The organism is Flavobacterium proteolyticum (assembly GCF_015223105.1).
Classification (GTDB): domain Bacteria; phylum Bacteroidota; class Bacteroidia; order Flavobacteriales; family Flavobacteriaceae; genus Flavobacterium; species Flavobacterium proteolyticum.
Genome location: NZ_JADFTZ010000001.1, coordinates 986758 through 1004490 on the forward strand (window position 1 = coordinate 986758; position 17733 = coordinate 1004490).

The following is a 17733-nucleotide window of genomic DNA, read 5'->3' on the forward strand; positions in this document are numbered from 1 at the left end:
ATATATTTGCTCATTAACCCTTAAATTAACCAAAAATGAAAAGAAATTTACTATTGATTGTTTTTGTGTTTTTTTCTTTTGTTTTGAATGCTCAAAATAATAAATTTTGGAACAGCTATCAAAATGACAGAAGTAAAATCGAAACCAATAAAAGTGTAAATAGAATTACTTTTCCGAAAGAGTTCGATTTATACACTTTGAATTTAACGGCTTTAAAACAAGAATTATTTACTGTAGTAAATAGTACTAGTAAAAAAAGTGTAATCATTTCTCTTCCAAATACTAGAGGTGAAATGGAACTTTTTGAAATGTATGAGGCATCCAATTTTGTGCCTGAGTTACAAGCTCAGTTTCCTGAAATTAGAGCCTTTTCTGGAAAAAGTCTTACTGATAAATCATCTCTTTTGAAATTAAGTATTTCTCCACAAGGAATCTCTTCAACAGTGTTTAGAGCAAATAGAGAAAATGAGTTCATAGAATCTTATTCTCAAGACAATGTTATCTATGCTGTTTATAGTTCTAAAAGAGATAAAGCTAAATTACCATGGACGTGTACTACAGAGGATCAAGAGTTTCTTGAGAAAACATCTTCTAAATTTGATTCAAATGTGACATCAAGATTAAGTGATGCTACTCTTAGAACTATGAGATTAGCACAATCTTGTACTGCAGAATATGCTAATTATTTTGGAGCTACTAGCGCTGCTCAAGTAGGTCTTGTTATGGCTGCATTTAATGCAACAATGACAAGATGTAATGGTGTTTATGAAAAAGATTTGGCATTACACTTAAATTTAGTTGCTAACACAACAAGTGTAATTTACTATAATCCTGCAACAGATCCTTATTCTGCTGCAGCACAAATGGGAAACTGGAATGGGGAACTTCAAGCTACATTAACAAGTGTTATAGGTGAAGCTAACTATGATATCGGTCATCTTTTTGGAGCAACTGGTGGTGGTGGAAATGCAGGCTGTATTGGTTGTATTTGTGTTGATGGACAAAAAGGTAGTGGAATTACTTCTCCAGCAGATGGAATTCCTCAAGGGGACAATTTTGATATTGATTATGTTACTCATGAGATAGGACATCAATTGGGTATGAATCACTCGTTTACACATAGTGCACAAACTCTTCCTGCACAAAGAGAAGTAGGTTCTGGAGTTACTATTATGGGTTATGCTGGTATTACAAGTTATGATGTAGCTCGCCATTCAATTGATACTTATCATGCATACAATATTTATCAATTTGAAGCTAATGTTAGCACAAAAACTTGTCCAGTTCTAGTTTCTGTTGCTTCAGCTAACGTTGCTCCAGTAGTAAATGCAGGTGCAGATTATATCATTCCAATTAGTACTCCTTTTATTTTAGAAGGTTCTGCTACTGATGCTAATGGTGATGCAATTACCTATCAATGGGAACAAAATGATGCAATTACGGGTACTGGTCAAGCTGGAGCAAGTAGTCCAGCAAGTCCAACAAAAACAATTGGTCCAAATTGGGTTTCAATGTTGCCATCAACATCTCCGAATCGCTATATGCCGAGATTGTCATCAATTTTAGCAAATTCTGCTACAACAAATGGTACAGGAAATGAGATCATTTTAGTAGAAGCACTTAGTTCTGTTGCGAGAGATTTGAACTTTAGACTTACAGTAAGAGACAACGCGCCATATAGTTCAAGTACACCAGAAGTAGGACAAACGGGTTATGATGATATGAAAGTTACTGTAGCTTCAACGGCAGGTCCATTCTTAGTTTCAGCTCCTAACACAGCTGTTTCTTGGACTCCAGGAACAAATCAAAATGTAACATGGGCAGTTGCAAGTACAGACACGGGAACTGTAAATACTAAATTTGTAGATATTTATTTGTCTACAGATGGAGGAAATACTTATCCAATTCTTTTAGCAAGTAGAGTTCCAAATGATGGAAGTGAAACCATAACGGTACCTAACTTACCAGGAACTACTAATAGAATTATGGTTAGAGGGAATGGTAATATTTTCTTTGATATTTCAAATACAAACTTTACAATAGCTGCTGCAACATCAACTTTTGCTGTAGCTTTTAATGGAATTGCAGGAGATCAAAATAAATCTTTTTGTCAAGGAGCTACTGCAACATTTAGCATTGATTACAAAGCTTTAAGTGGTTTTTCAGGTACAACAACTTTTGCAGCAACTGGTAATCCTGCAGGTACAACGGTTTCGTTTTCTCCAGCTTCAATTAATGCAAATGGAACAGTTACAATGTCAATTACAAATACAGCTGGTGTTACACCAGGTTCTTATAATATAATTGTTACTGCGACATCAGGTGCCGTAAATAAGACAGTTCCTTTTTATTTAACTATATTGAATTCGAATTTTGGCACACAAACTTTAACTTCACCAGCTAACAATGCAATTAATCAGTCTACAATTTTAACGTTAAGTTGGCCGGCAAATGGTGCTGCAACATCTTATGATGTTCAAGTGGCAACTGATGCAGGATTTACAACAATCATATACAGTGGTAATGTTGTGGGGACTAGCTATGCTTTAAATGGTTTGGCAGATGCTACAACTTATTATTGGAGAGTTAAGCCTAAAAACGCTGGCTGTGAAGGAGTGTATAGCGCTACGTTTAATTTTAAAACTGGACAAACGAATTGTAATTTAACTTCAAGTGTTGATGTTCCGAAAACTATTAGAAGTAATAATGCAAATACAGTAACTTCAACTTTAACTGTTGCTTCTGGTGTAGTAATTACTGATTTAAATGTAAATTTAAATATTACTCATACATATATACAAGATTTGACAATTAGATTAACAAGTCCTTCAGGAACAGTTTTAGATTTATTAGTTGAGCCATGTGGTGACAATGACAACATGAATGTCACAATCGATGATTCTGGTTCTGTAGTTGCTTGTGGGGCTGGTAATCCATCTCTGTCAGGGGTAGTTGTTCCTTCTCAACCATTGTCAACTTTTAATGGATTGAATTCTGCAGGAACTTGGACGCTAACTGTTATCGACGGATATTCAGGAGATGGAGGAACATTAAATAGCTGGAGTTTAAATTTTTGCTCTACACAACCGTTAAGCTCAAATAGTAATCAGATTAACGATTTAGTTGTTTATCCAAATCCTAATAATGGTAACTTTAATATTCAATTTACTTCAAATTCTGGAAATGAAATTAAAGTAAATGTTCATGATATTAGAGGAAGAGAAATTTTCAATAGATCATATGCTAATACTGGTTTGTTTAACGAAACTCTTCAGTTAGATAATGTTCAATCAGGGATTTACCTAGTTACTGTGCAGGATGGATCAAAAAAAGAAGTTAAAAAAATAGTAGTAAATTAAAAAAAACAATAAATTCATAAAAAAAGGAGGAAATTTAAATTTTCTCCTTTTTTTTATATAATTTTATGCCCTAATCATAAATTTACCCCAAAATGAAAAGAAACTTACTATTAAGTGTTTTTCTGTTTTCTGGGTTTTTTAGTTTTGCTCAAGAGTTAAAAACTAAAAACTTAGTTAGAACAGATGAGACTTTTGCTAACGGCATTTCTCAAGCGCGAACCTTTGGTCCCAATGGAATTGTCAGATGCGCGAGCACAGAATATTTAAAAAGCAAACAAAATAAAGGTCTAGCAGTTTCAAATGAAGCGTTTGAAGAATGGTTAGCTCCAAAATTAAAAGAAATTAAAAAGAAACGTTCAGAAGGTAGACTCCCTGCTGTAATCAGAATTCCTGTTGTAGTTCATATTATCCATAATGGTGATGCATTAGGTACAGGAGAGAATATTGCAGATGGTCAGGTATTATCACAAATAACGGTTTTTAATCAAGATTTTAGAAAATTAGCAGGTACACCTGGTGATGGTAGTGGAGTAGATACTACTATTGAATTTTGTTTAGCAGTAGTTGATCCTAATGGAAATCCAACAAATGGTATTGATAGAGTAAGCCGAGCACTTGCTTCTTATGCAGAGGCAGATGTTGAAGCTGCAAAAGCAGCAACAATTTGGGATCCAACAAAATATTTAAACATGTGGACTTTCCGATTCGGAGGTGATTTAGCTGGTGTTTTAGGTTATGCTCAATTTCCTTCAGGTTCAGGTTTAGCAGGAATGCCAACTGAAGATTGTATTGCAGGTGAAGCTTCTACTGATGGCGTAGTTTGTAGTTTTGATACTTGGGGTTCAAGAAATATCTTTCCAGCAGGTTCATATGGCGGAACTTCTTATGACAAAGGTAGAACTATGACTCACGAAGTTGGACATATGTTAGGCTTACGTCATATTTGGGGAGATGATGGTTGTCCGTCAGGCACAACTAACGTAGCTACTAATGAAGATTTTTGTGCAGACACTCCAGCTTCGGCAGCTGCTAATTTTGGTTGTCCAACTGGTACTGATTCTTGCCCAACTATTCCAGGTGAAGATCAAATCGAGAATTACATGGATTATACAGATGACGCCTGTATGAATATGTTTACTCAAGATCAAAAAGATAGAATGTTAGCTGTTTTGATGAATTCTCCTCGTAGAGATGATTTATTGGTTTCTACAGTTTGTAATACACCTCAAGCAACTATCCAGTTTAAAAGATTAGTTTGTGAGTCAAGAGTTCAAAACTCAGATAAAACGGAAGGAAATGGATGTAGTTTTACTGATTATACTATTCCTTTAAATATTAACAAAGCACCAACTGCAAATGCAGTAGTGACTTTTACTGTTGATGCAGCATCTACAGCGAATGCTAATGACTTTGCTATTATGACGCCTACTGTTACTTTTAACTCGGGTTCAACTGCAGACCAAAATTTAGTAGTTAGAGTTTATAATGATGCCTATATTGAATCTGTTGAAAATATAGTTATTAATTTTACTGTTAATGCTAACGGAGGTGATGCTGTAGCAAATGCTGAAGGGAATAAATTAACTTTTTCAATTTTAAATGATGATGTAGCGCCTTCATCTACTGTTGTGAACACATTAATCAATGAAGATTTTGAAGATTCAACAGGCTGGACTTTATTAGATGCTGATGCTGATAGATGGGGAATTGTTAATGGTGCAGCAGGCGTTGGAACTGCTCCAAATCTTATTGTAGGACGTTGTGCTTATTCTGAAAAAAGTAGATCTTTCTTAGGAGGTACAGGTAATGCTACCCCTAACAATTACTTTATTAGTCCTCAAGTAACAATTCCAACTGGTGCTGTATCAGTTAATTTGTCCTATATTATGGCAGGTTATGGAGCTACTGCCGGTAATTATACTGTTTATTTTACAACAAACGTTTCAACTGAAGCAAATATAACATCAGGAACAGTATTACAGACAGCTACTACAATTGCTTCTGGCGCTTCAGTGTTAAGAAATCATAGTTTATTAGCTTTAGCAGGTCAAACGGGTTACATTGTTTTCAGACATAGTAATTTAAATACTGCAACAGGTTTATTGTTGTTGGATTCTGTATTATTGACTTCTACTGTAAATACAAATGTTCAGACAACGGTTAATACAGCTACTAGTGGTAATAATAGTTTAAAAGGTGCAGGTACAGCTACTTTTTATGACTCAGTTGCAGCAAGAAATATAATGACAGGGATAACGGTTAATAGCGCTACTGATTTTGGATGTACTTCTGTTGCTGTAACAAGATCTGGAACTGGGGCACTACAATATGGTTCAGTTACTGGGACTACTAACTATGCAATGTCAAAACAATTTACTATTACACCAACTAATGTTGTAACAGGAAATTCAACTATTACATTTTACTTTACTGAAGCTGAAATTGCAGGATGGGAAGCTGCTACTAGTAATACAAGATCATTACTTTATGTAGTTAGAGATGGTGTAACAAGAGAAATTCAACCAGTTACAATAGGTTCGTTTGGTGCTACTGGAGTAACATTAACAGCGACGTTTACAAATGGTATACAAGGTGTTTATTCATTTGCAAAACAAGCAAGTTTACCAACTGAAAGTTTTGAGTTAACCGATATCAACTTGTATCCTAATCCAAATAACGGTACTTTCTCAGTACAATTTACTCCTAGTTCAGATAAAATAGGTGTAACTGTTTTTGATATGAGAGGAAGAGTAATTTACGATAGAAGATATCAAAACAACGGATTATTCAACGAAACTATTCAGTTAGATAACGTTCAATCTGGAGTTTATTTAGTTAAAGTTCAAGATGGTTCAAGAAGCTTAACTAAGAAAATCGTGGTTGAGTAGCCAAAAGAGTTAAATACAACAAAAAGGGAAGCTTTAAGCTTCCCTTTTTTATTTTCCATTATAAGCATTCATGGTGTTGTTTAAGCCTGCCAAAGCGAAAGATTTTATTATTTCAGAACTAATTTCTAATCGTTCTTTTAGTTTTTCTTTTTCTTCTTCTGACCATTCTCCTAAAACATAATCAACTTGTTGCCCCTTTTTAAAAGCATCACTAATTCCAAATCTATATCTAGGATACTCTGTTGAGTTTAATAATAATTGAATGTTTTTAAGTCCGTTATGACCGCCGTCACTTCCTTTGGTTTTTATTCGGATAGTTCCAAAGGCTAAATTTAAGTCGTCAGTAATGACCAACATATTTTCTTTTTCGATATTTTCTTTTTCTAACCAATATTTTACCGCTTTCCCACTCAAATTCATGTAGGTATTTGGTTTTAGCAATAGAAGTGTTCTTCCTTTTATTTTTAGTTCAGCAACTTCTCCTAATTTTACCGTTTGAAACGAAATCCCTTCTTGATTAGCAATATAATCTAAAATTTTAAAACCGATATTATGTCGTGTATTTGCGTATTCTGAGCCAATGTTTCCAAGCCCAACGATTAAGAATTTCTTCATTGGAATAGTGTCTTGTTTTTGTTTCTTAATTAGATTTAATAACCAATTCATATTACAAAAGTAATGCAAAGTTTAGATACTGAAAAGCATAAAAAAAGCACCAGTAAAAACTGATGCTTCTTTTGTATGGCTTGTAAAGAAATTATTTTTTCTTTTTTGCTCCTTTTTCTGCTTTTGCTGCTTCTTGAGCTGCTTTCATTGCCGCACGAGAAATTCTCACTTGACAAACTACAGTGTTATCTGGGTGCATTAATTTGAAATTGTTAGTTTCTAATTTAGTTACATACAATTTATTACCCATTTGTAATTCTGAAATGTTAGCTTCAACAAAGTCAGGTAAGTTTTTAGGTAAAGCTTTTACTTTTAAACGACGTTGGTTTAAACGTAAAACACCTCCTAATAATACCCCTGGAGAAGTTCCTGTAACTTTAACTGGTACTTCCATGATGATTTCTTTGTCATCACTTAATTGGAAGAAGTCAATGTGTAAAATTTTGTCAGAAACTGGGTGAAATTGAATGTCTTGCATAATAACATTGTAAGACGTTCCGTTTAACTCAACTACAACTGTGTGTGCGTTTGGAGTGTAAACCAAATCTTTAAATGCTCTTTCGTCTGCAACAAAATGAACTGGTTGATTTCCTCCGTAGATAACGCAAGGAACCATTCCAGCATCACGTACGGCTTTAGTTGCCTTTTTACCTACGTTTTCTCTTTCTGATCCTTTAATCGTAATTGATTTCATTGTAAAATATATATAATTAATAAATACTTATTAGAGTGGATTCTTGATTACATCAAAAATTTACCACTAATTGAGTTGTTGTTTTGAACCATGTGCATTACTTCTGCAAATAATGGTGCACAACTTACCACTCTTATTTTTTTTGATTCTTTTCTTAAAGGAATTGAATCGGTAACAATTAATTCTAATAATTTAGAATTTTCTATTTTTTCATACGCTTCACCTGATAAAATAGGGTGCGTACATATTGCTCTTACACTTAATGCTCCTTTTTCCATCATTACATCAGCAGCTTTTGCTAATGTGCCTCCAGTGTCAATCATGTCGTCAACTAAAATAACATTTCTGCCTTTTACGTCTCCGATTAGCTCCATGGTGTCAATTACATTCGCTTTTTTTCTTTGCTTGTAACAAACGACAACATCAGATTCTAAAAATTTAGAATATGCGTAAGCTCTTTTTGAACCTCCCATGTCTGGAGATGCGATAGTTAAATTTTCTAAATTTAAACTTCTCACATAAGGCAAAAAGATAGTAGAAGCAAACAAATGATCTACTGGTTTTTCAAAGAACCCTTGAATTTGATCGGCATGTAAATCCATGGTCATAATTCGGGTTGCTCCAGCAGTTTCTAATAATTTTGCAACTAATTTTGCTCCAATTGGCACTCTTGGCTTGTCTTTTCTGTCTTGTCTTGCCCAACCAAAGTAAGGGATAACCGCTGTAATATGACGTGCTGATGCTCTTTTTGCTGCATCAATCATCAATAATAATTCCATTAAATTATCCGAACTTGGGAAAGTCGAACAAACAAGGAATACGCGCAATCCTCTTATCGATTCTTCAAAAGAAGGCTGAAATTCGCCATCACTATATTTAGAGAACGTAATCTTACCTAGCGGAACGCCATACTTTTCAGCAATTTGTTCGGCTAAATACACACTCTGAGAACATGCAAAAATTTTTGCTTCTGGTTCTTGATACAGCATGTTAATTTATTGTTTAGTAGTTAGTTAGTGTTGTGTCGTGTTAACGAGGTGCAAATTTAGAAATAAAATCGAACTCTGAAAGGATATTTTTAACTATTTTTTTATGAATTGCAGAAATATTTTTTACATTTGCACCCACTTAATGATACAAATATCATTTTCCATTGCCCGGATGGCGGAATTGGTAGACGCGCACGACTCAAACTCGTGTACTTAGGTGTGTGGGTTCGATTCCCACTCCGGGTACTAAATGAGACTTATCAGGTTTTCTTGGTAAGTCTTTTTTTATTTTTACTACCACAAATGCTTTGAAAAGCAATTAGTTAGTTCAAATAAAGTGCCTGCTTTTGAGGTTAGATATTCTTTTTTTTTAAGTGAATATTGTAAGCCTTCAGGAAATAGTAATTTTTGTAAAACTCTTTTTAAGTTTTATTTGTAAAAAAAGCCGCTCAATTTTTTTGCGGCTTTTTTAATTAACTATAAACTTATTCTTTTATTAATTTTTTTGATTGGCTTATACCATTACTATCTGTTATTTTTATTAAATACATTCCAGTTTCAAGATTAGTAATATCTAGTTGTTGATTAGAGATTACATCTGAAAATGTCTTTATTAATTGTCCAGTCATTGAATAAATCTCAACATGGGTTACGTCTGCAGAAAGAGCAAAACTGTTTCGTGTTGGATTTGGATATATGTCAATGTTGCTTTTTATCACTTCTAAATCGTTAGAAGATAAAGTTGAAGGTTTATTTCCATATACTCTAAATTGTCCCGGAGTTAAAGCGATCGTTGCTGTTGGACTAGTAATCGTTACAGGAGTGTTATCCATTAAATTATACCAGGTCATTGGATAGGTATATACATCTGTTGGGAAACTAGGGTTTATACTTTGATTTGCTACAGAAAAGTTAGCAATAACAACTACATTCCGCAACTGAGTAGTTGGGTAAGCATTGTTATATACATACAATCTTTGACGGATGTTACTTCCATCTGGACTAATTGCAAAGTCAGAACTAAATACTGGTTCAGAAGTTTTTAGGCTAATTAATTTTGACCAATCGCTCAAAATAGCTGTTCTCCTGGTATCCGACAACCAGTTTTGAGTCCATTGCACTTGTTCTTTAGTATCTAATTTACAATCACCAGGATAGAATGTACCTTCGTCGTTAACAGTTCCATTAGCACAGGTGTAAATAGATTGATTGTTGCCTAATTCAGCGAAATGCCAAATCATCTTTGGACCGGGAACAAGAATACTCATTGCTCCTAAAGCTCCCATTCTAGATAATGCATTGGTTAAATTACCATTGACTGGTGAAGTTCCACCACCATTGCCATAAGTTACAGCTTCATACATCATTCTATCTTTATCATGACTTTCTGGATATCCAATTAATCTTTTTCCAGAAAATCCGCGACTTGTATGCCCCATTCTAGAAATATTTTGTGTTGAGAATCCCATAGCAAGTTCTTTATATTGCGTATACATTTCTCCCCACATCATAATTCCTTTTCCTTCTCCTAATCTGTAATTTGCCCATTGCTGTTCTTCATTATCAGTTCCTAAATGTTCAAATATTACATAATGGTCATTATCTAAGCTCCAAGAATAATCTGCATATTCTTTTAATACATCTACACGATCTTGTTGATATGCATTAGTACATGCATCATCTCCTGAATTGCAGTTTTGGGTAAATCCTTTGGTTAAATCCCAACGGAAACCATCTATTTTGTATTCTGTTATCCAATGTTTGATAGTTTGTTTTACATAGTTTTTGGTTAGTGTTGAAGAATGATTAAAATCTTCTCCCACGCTATAACTATGTCTTGCTGTAGTGTTAAAATAAGGATTATCACTAGCTGGCCCACCCCAACCGTCTCCATCAGGATCGTTCATCCACATTCTTATCATTGGATTTCTTCCAAATGCGTGATTGAAAGCAATATCAAGAATAACTGCGATACCATTTTGATGACATAAATCTACCAATTCTTTCAGTTTTTCTGGTGTTCCATAGAATTTATCTAAAGCCATATGAAAAGCAGTGTTGTAACCCCAACTTTCATTTCCTTCAAATTCCATAACTGGCATTAATTCGATAGCATTAATCCCTAAGTTTTTGAAGTATTGAATTCTATCAATAATGTTTTGATAACTTCTATTGGCATCGAAATCACGCACCAATAATTCGTAAACTACTAGTTTGTCTTTATTTGGTTTTGTAAAGTTGGTTACTTGCCAATTATAAGGAGTTGTTCCAGTTTTAAACCAAGTTACTTCACGTTCTTGTCCGGAAGGATATGTTGGTAAACTAGGAAAATTAGTACTTGAAATGCCTGAATCATCGTATGGAGATAGAACCATAGTTGAGCAAGGGTCAGCAACTTTTACTAAAGCTGGAGAATTAGCAATAGGAGTTTGATCCACTACCCAATATTGATAGGTGTTGTTGGCTCCAGGAGTGAGTCCAGTAAGTTCTAGCCAAAATTTACCATTTGAAGGATCTTTCTTCATTGCAAAGCTACTGTTTGGTGTGTAGTTGTTAAAACTACCAGCCACATAAACAAAATCTTTACCAGGGGCTTCTAAAACTAAGGTAGCTCTAGTGTTGTCGGAAGTGTTATAGTTGATTCCGTTTACTAAACCTAGGGGAATTGCTTGAGAAGTACTTCCTGGATTTACAATTACTGAAAATCTTCTTGTTATAGTGGAAGCTCCTAAAGTTACTTCTAATTCATAACTTGTATTTGTTGTAATATTGGTATGATTAAAAGAATAACTCGATGTAGTATTTGTATTTATACTTGTTCCATTAGCCTTTAAATTATATAAAGCATTTCCGCCGGTATTGGTTGCAGCAATGTTTAAATTACCTCCAGAATTAATAATGGTAGCACTATTGTTAGACGGAGCAGTTAAGTTGACTTGAAAAGTACCTACATTGAAGATAAAATCACCACAAGATGGAGGTAGTTTTAAAGTTTGGCTTCCGTTTGCATTCCTAAAAACCATTCCTAATTTTGTAGCATTGGCTTGTTGCGTTCCATTTAAACCAAAATAAGTGCTAGGAGTTAAGGTTATACTCCATGTGCCATTTCCGTTATTTGTCATTAATCCAACGCTGTCGTCTTGACCCCAGTTTCCTACTACTGAAAAACCAAATGCATTGCTGTCGTCTCCAATTCCTGCGTGCATATATACTTTAGTTGGGGTTGTTCCCATAAGATTACATGCTTGAGCCACTGTTGAGACTGTGATTGTAATTTGATCCGTAACATTAAAACTGCTGGGGGTGATGGTTACTTGTGCATTAGCAAAGAATAGATTGCTTAACGTTAGTAACAATGTAAATATTATTTTTTTCATAGCTGTAAATGGAAAAAAGGGCTGCTTTATAGCAGCCCTTTATAATTTAAATTAAAGAGCAATTAACTCGTAAGTGTATCTTCTAGGATTAGATAAATCTAAAATAACTTTATAATTTCCTGCAGGACCAGAGAAAGTTAAATCTCCTCCGTCAACTAAGAAACCATCAGCATTAACAGTTCCTAAATCAAAACCATTGCTCCATGCATTGTTTCCTCTAAATTTGAATGCTCCTGGTACTAATGCGATACTAGCAATTTCTAATTTTTTTGTCGTTGGGTTATAAGTTAAATCTGTATCAGAATCCCATCCTGTAGGAGTCGCTGCTCCGATGATTCCCCAACTAACTGGAGCAACATTGTAAGTGCCTGTTGCTGGGTTTGCTCTTACTCTGTAATAACCTGTTACAGCACTGCAATCACTTTCACCTGTTTCAACTAATATTCCAGTAAAAGAACCATCATCACCATAATCTGTATTTCCCCAGTTGAAATTTCCAACTGCATCAGGTGCGACAAATTTAAATCCTCCGTCTAACATCATATAACCTTCATAATCGGTAGCTCCAAAGGCAGATGATGCAATTCTTGGGGCTGTTGGTGGATTCCATCCTTGATGATTTCCTGCTACTGCAAGTTTAGGAAGTTCAGTTGAATATGGTGTTACTAAATAATTAATAACATTTGAATATTGTACTTCACTTGATTGTGACCCAACTGATGATTTTATTCTTACATCAATTGAACCCTGTGAAAATGGGGTTAGTCCTACTGTTGCTACAGCACCATTTAGTGCGTCAGAATTAATTGTAATGTAAGTATTTGTTGTACTAGATATTGTGAAAGGAGTGTCAAAGTTGTCTCCTGTTTTATCAATTTCTATTTCATAAGTTATCTCAGTTGGTGTAGAGCCATATTTTGCATCTTCCCAAGAAAGAGATAATCCCGGATTAAGAGGAGTTGTAGCGCTTAATACGACTTCATCACCAGATGTTGGTGTTAAAATTTGAAACGATCCTTCTGGTGTTAAGTAGGATAAGTCTTGCTCATCTTCACAAGAAATTAGACTTGCTATTAAAGCAATCGATAAAAATGATTTAACTATATTTTTCATATTTTCTATTTAGTTTTGATTAATAACCTGTATTTTGAGTTAAATTTGGATTTGAAGCTAAAGCTGCTTCTGGTATTGGATAAACTTTAAGATGGTTACTTAGTGCAATTCCATTAACCCCATTTCCTTTCCAAGCCCAATTATAGCTTCCTCCGGTATATTTATTAAAGCGAATCAAGTCTTGTCTTCTGTGAGCTTCCCAATGTAACTCACGAGATCTTTCGTCTAAAATAAAATCTAAAGTAAGAGATGATAAAGAAATATTGTTTAAAGTAGATCCATTATTTGCCCTAGTTCTTAAACTATTAATATATCCTAGCGAAGTGTTGTTAGCTGTACCATCTTTTCTGATTTGAGCTTCAGCGTACATTAAAAGTACGTCTGCATATCTGAATAGTGGAAAATCTGTCTCCACAAATGTTGTGCTAATTCCTGCAACGCCAGTAGATGAAATGTTTGAAAATTTACCTAAGACATAACCTTGATCTCTATTTGCTATATCAGTAATTTCTATATCTCTTGATCCTGAAATTATTGTTTTTCTTACATCTGATGAGAATTCACTTCCATCAAATTTTTGAACAAATTGTTTTCTTAACCTTAGGGCGCCTCCCCAGCCACCAACACCAAATTGTGATCCATTTGCTTCAATAGATCCTACTTGACCATTTATAATTACAGTAGTAGGCCCATAGTTTTGAGTAACTTCACCATTAGATTGTAGAGAAAATATCATCTCAGGAGAAGTGTGATTATCAGCTTTAAAGTTGTTAAGATAATTAGAGTTTAAAGTATAACCAGATGAAATTATTTCTGAACAAACATTCATACACTCTTGATACTTTGATTGTCCAATATACACTTCTGCATTCAGATATATTTTAGCTAAAATCATATTTGCAAAGGCTTTATCCAATCTTCCGTATTCATTTGTTCTTGGATTTTTTAAATCAGGAAGTAATTCATTAAGTTCAGATTCAATGTAACTAAACAATTGTTCTCTGTTATACTCTGGACCAGCTGTTCCAATAGCATCATCTTCAGTAACAAAAGGTGCTTTTCCATATAGATCCATTAAATGATAATAAGCTAAAGCTCTCAATACTCGTGCTTCTTTTCTGTATAATTCTATATCGTTAAGAAGATTTGTGTCTGTAACACCTCTTCCGCTAAGTACAGAAGGGCTTGTTTGTCTTAAATATTCATTAACTAAGGCTATTTGGTAAGTAGAGCGACTAAACATTCCTCTAATTATTGGATTTGTTGCACTCCAAATATTTCTTTGAATCTCTCTTGTACCTGGGTCATTTTCATAACTCCAAATTACTTCATCAGTAGATAAATTTTGTAGATACCATAAAACACGGCCATATTGGCTAGTACCTGCATCAATACCTCCAATATTTGAAGATTCGGCACCTGATGTCCCTGTTAAAGATAAATTGCCATACACACCTGCCAAAGCTTGCTTATAAGCTCCTGGTTGAGCATAAAATTCTTCAACAGATAATTGTGTCTCTCCTTCTGGAGTCACATCTAAATCATCAACACAAGACTGAAGAAAAATACTTAAGCTTAAAAGTGTAAATAATGTTAATTTTATTTTTTTCATAATCAATTTTTTTAGAATTTAACATTTGCTCCAAACAAAATTTGTTTTTGTCTAGGATAGATAGTAGCATCAATACCTCCGTTAATTTCTGGATCAAGACCTGAATACTTTGTAATTATGAATGGATTTTGTACTCCAGTAAATAATCTCACAGATGCTTTACCATCTAACCATTTTGGAAATGTATATCCAACTGTTGCATAGTCCATTCTTAAGAAAGACCCGTTCTCAATAAACATATCAGATAATACATTTTCGCCATTTTGAATTTGAAAGTTTGTATATAATACATTAGTAGAAACATTTTGAAGTTGACCGTTTTCTAATTGAGAGTAATATGATCCAGTAGATTTAATAGTATTTAAGATTCTATTACCTACACTAGCTCTTAAATTAAATCCTAAATCTAAATTTTTGTATTTAAATGTAGTTGAAAAGCCTAATAACAAATCTGGATCAGGATTTTTATATATATATCGGTCTGCACCTGTAATTATACCATCTCCATTTAAATCAGCAAATGCGCCTTCAATTGGAGCTCCGCTCGCATCATATAATTGTTTGTAAACATAAAATGAATTTGGAGTATATCCTTCTGCTAAAATTTGTGATGTACCACCTGTACCCACTCCTGTAAAGCCTGTGTAAATTGGGATTCCGGCTGCAATTTTATCAATTCTTCTTTCAAATTTTGTAGCATTTAAATTAACATCCCAATTAACATTCTCATTTTTAATAATGTTATAATTGATATTTAATTCAATACCTTTGGTACTCATGTCGCCAACATTTTGTGGACCTTGATTTGTGTAGTTACCTCCATCGGCAAACGGACCTATTTGAAACAAGTCGTTTGATTTTTTGTAAAACAAATCTACACTTCCAGATAATTTATTGTCAGCAATTCCAAAATCAATTCCTGCATTATAAGTAGTGGTTTCTTCCCATTTTAAAGGGCCGTAAGCACTTGGTACAGCTATACTAATTGGATCATTACCAAAGATATACTGTGAATTCCCATTTCCAATATTATATAATTGTCTATAAAATAAAGATTCTACGATTTCTTGTTGGCCTGTTATACCCCAACCTAAGCGAAGTTTTAAATCAGAGATAAGTTTTGAATTTTTGAAAAAGTCTTCTTTAACTTTCCAAGCAAAAGCTGCTGCAGGGAAATTACCCCATCTATTAGATTCGCCAAAGCGTGATGTTCCGTCTCTTCTGTAAGTAAAAGTCAGTAAGTATTTGTTTTTGAAGTTTATGTTACCTCTACCAAAGAATCCAATTAGTACAATATCATTATCAATATATGCTCTTTGAACCGATGTAGGATTCGTAGCATTATAACCTGACAAACCACTGTTTTCAAATTTTTGATATGCATAACCTGCAGTACCTTCAATATCAAAATCTCCAATCGTTTTGTTGTATATAAAATAGGAGTCTAGCGATTTATTAATTCTTGTATTTGATTCACTGTAGTCAGTTCCTAACGAAATATTATTGTTCAAAAAACCTGATCTTGCAAGTCTTGATCTTCTTACCGTTCTAGAACCATCATTGTTGTCATAGCCTAAATTTACCACGGCTCTTAATTCTGGTAAGAAATGGAATTTATAGTCAACTTGAAAATTTCCATAAAAACGATTGTTTACACCTCTATCATTTGTCTGTAATAACTGAGCAACAGGGTTTCCGATAGATGGATTTGCATAAACAGGGCTTCCACTGTTATATCCAGTTATGTATTCAAAAAAACCACTAGGATTTGTGTCGTCATAAATTGGTTGAGTAGGATCAAATCTGATTGCAGCTCCTTCAACACCATCTGCAAACCTGTTTTTTTGGTTTGTATAATTTGCATTAACGTTAAGTTTTAAGTAATTATCAAAAAAACTTGGGTTCATACTTAAAGAGAATGAATTTCTATTGAAATTATTTGTCAATCGTAATCCTTCTTGATAAGTATTGCCTATTGATACTCTTGTTGGAATAATTTTAAATAAATTACCTTTTAATGATAAATTATTATCTACAAAGTCAGTTCTTCTATAGATTGCTTCTTGCCAATCGGTATTAGCATTACCTAACATTGATATTTGATTAGCAGTTCCAATATTATTTATCAAATCTCTATAATCCTGTGAAGAAAAAACATCTATTTTATTGAATTTTTTTCCGCTACCATATTGAAAATTATAATCTACAGTTAATTCTTTACTACCTTTTTTTGTTGTAATTAAGATAACTCCATTTGAAGCTCTAGAACCATAAATTGCAGTAGCAGACGCATCTTTTAAAACAGTAAAACTTTCAATGTCATTTGGGTTGATAGAAGATAAAACTGAAGTTGATCCAGCAACACCAGAGTTTGATATTGGTAATCCATCAATCACTATAAGTGGATCATTTGATGCCAATAATGAAGAACCTCCTCTTATCCTAATTTCCGCACCTGATCCGGGAGCTCCACCTCCAGTGTTTATGCTCAAACCAGCTACCTTACCATTTAATAGGTTTTCGGCAGTTACAACAGTGCCTTTGTTGAAATCTTTTGAGTTAATTGTACTTACAGATCCAGTAGCATCTTTCTTTTTAACTGTCCCATATCCAATTACCACAACATCTTTTAATTCTCTTTGATCTTCTTTTAAAGTAATTGTGATAGTTTTCTGATTTTCATAAATTAGTGTTTCATCTGTGAAACCAATATAAGAAAATGAGATCTTTTCACCTTTTTTGATGTTTGTTAAAGTGAAATTTCCATCAAAGTCGGTAGTAGTTCCATTAGTTGTGCCTGTGACTAATACGTTAACCCCCGGTAATGGCTGGTTGTTAGTGCCATCTAAAACAACTCCTTTGAGAGTGTTTTGTGACAATAAGCCAAAGGGTAACATCAGTAGCAAAAGCAATAACTTTTTTTGCAGTGTTTTCATACAAATTGTTTAGGTTAAATTGTTTTTTAATCGCTTGTAAATTCACTTCTAATGTTAAATTTATGTAAAAATCTATACAAAAAAAATTGAGTTTTGCGA

The 17733-nt window shown here is 33.8% G+C and carries 9 protein-coding genes and 1 tRNA gene; 3 read left to right on the plus strand and 7 right to left on the minus strand.

Features of this window, described 5'->3' with window-relative positions:
* Positions 1–35 precede the first annotated feature (35 nt).
* Both IM755_RS04340 and IM755_RS04345 read left to right on the plus strand, forming a co-directional pair.
* The gene (locus IM755_RS04340) at positions 36–3359 is read left to right on the plus strand and encodes a zinc-dependent metalloprotease (RefSeq protein WP_194093955.1); all 3324 of its coding nucleotides are present in this window, start codon (positions 36–38) and stop codon (positions 3357–3359) included.
* Positions 3360–3451: 92 nt separating this feature from the next.
* Positions 3452–6247: a M43 family zinc metalloprotease gene (locus tag IM755_RS04345; RefSeq protein WP_194093957.1), complete on the plus strand. Its 2796-nt coding sequence runs from the start codon at positions 3452–3454 to the stop codon at positions 6245–6247.
* Between the two features lie 48 nt (positions 6248–6295).
* Here the strand turns inward: IM755_RS04345 and pth are convergent, their stop codons facing one another.
* The 3 genes from pth to IM755_RS04360 all read right to left on the minus strand — a co-directional run bounded on the left by pth (position 6296) and on the right by IM755_RS04360 (position 8596).
* Positions 6296–6862 carry an aminoacyl-tRNA hydrolase gene (pth, locus tag IM755_RS04350; protein ID WP_194094477.1) on the minus strand — a complete coding sequence of 189 codons (567 nt, stop codon included), beginning with the start codon at positions 6860–6862 and terminating at the stop codon, positions 6296–6298.
* A 142-nt stretch (positions 6863–7004) separates the two neighbouring features.
* Complete coding sequence (locus IM755_RS04355) at positions 7005–7607, minus strand: 50S ribosomal protein L25/general stress protein Ctc (protein ID WP_194093960.1); 603 nt, start codon at positions 7605–7607, stop codon at positions 7005–7007.
* A gap of 47 nt (positions 7608–7654) precedes the next feature.
* Positions 7655–8596 (minus strand): ribose-phosphate pyrophosphokinase, encoded by a 942-nt coding sequence (locus tag IM755_RS04360; protein ID WP_026725217.1) that lies wholly within the window; start codon positions 8594–8596, stop codon positions 7655–7657.
* Between the two features lie 166 nt (positions 8597–8762).
* Here IM755_RS04360 and IM755_RS04365 point away from each other — a divergent pair.
* Positions 8763–8842 (plus strand) — tRNA-Leu (locus IM755_RS04365).
* 239 nt (positions 8843–9081) lie between these two features.
* Here IM755_RS04365 and IM755_RS04370 read toward each other — a convergent pair.
* The 4 genes from IM755_RS04370 to IM755_RS04385 form a co-directional block, all read right to left on the minus strand.
* A complete protein-coding gene (locus IM755_RS04370) occupies positions 9082–11973 on the minus strand; it encodes an alpha-amylase family glycosyl hydrolase (RefSeq protein WP_194093962.1) in 2892 nt (963 codons plus the stop codon).
* A gap of 51 nt (positions 11974–12024) precedes the next feature.
* On the minus strand, positions 12025–13086 hold the full coding sequence (locus IM755_RS04375) for a SusE domain-containing protein (protein WP_194093964.1): 1062 nt from the start codon (positions 13084–13086) through the stop codon (positions 12025–12027).
* 19 nt (positions 13087–13105) lie between these two features.
* The gene (locus IM755_RS04380; protein WP_317172427.1) at positions 13106–14620 is read right to left on the minus strand and encodes a RagB/SusD family nutrient uptake outer membrane protein; all 1515 of its coding nucleotides are present in this window, start codon (positions 14618–14620) and stop codon (positions 13106–13108) included.
* Between the two features lie 89 nt (positions 14621–14709).
* On the minus strand, positions 14710–17634 hold the full coding sequence (locus IM755_RS04385; protein WP_194093968.1) for a SusC/RagA family TonB-linked outer membrane protein: 2925 nt from the start codon (positions 17632–17634) through the stop codon (positions 14710–14712).
* Between the last annotated feature and the right edge of the window lie 99 nt (positions 17635–17733).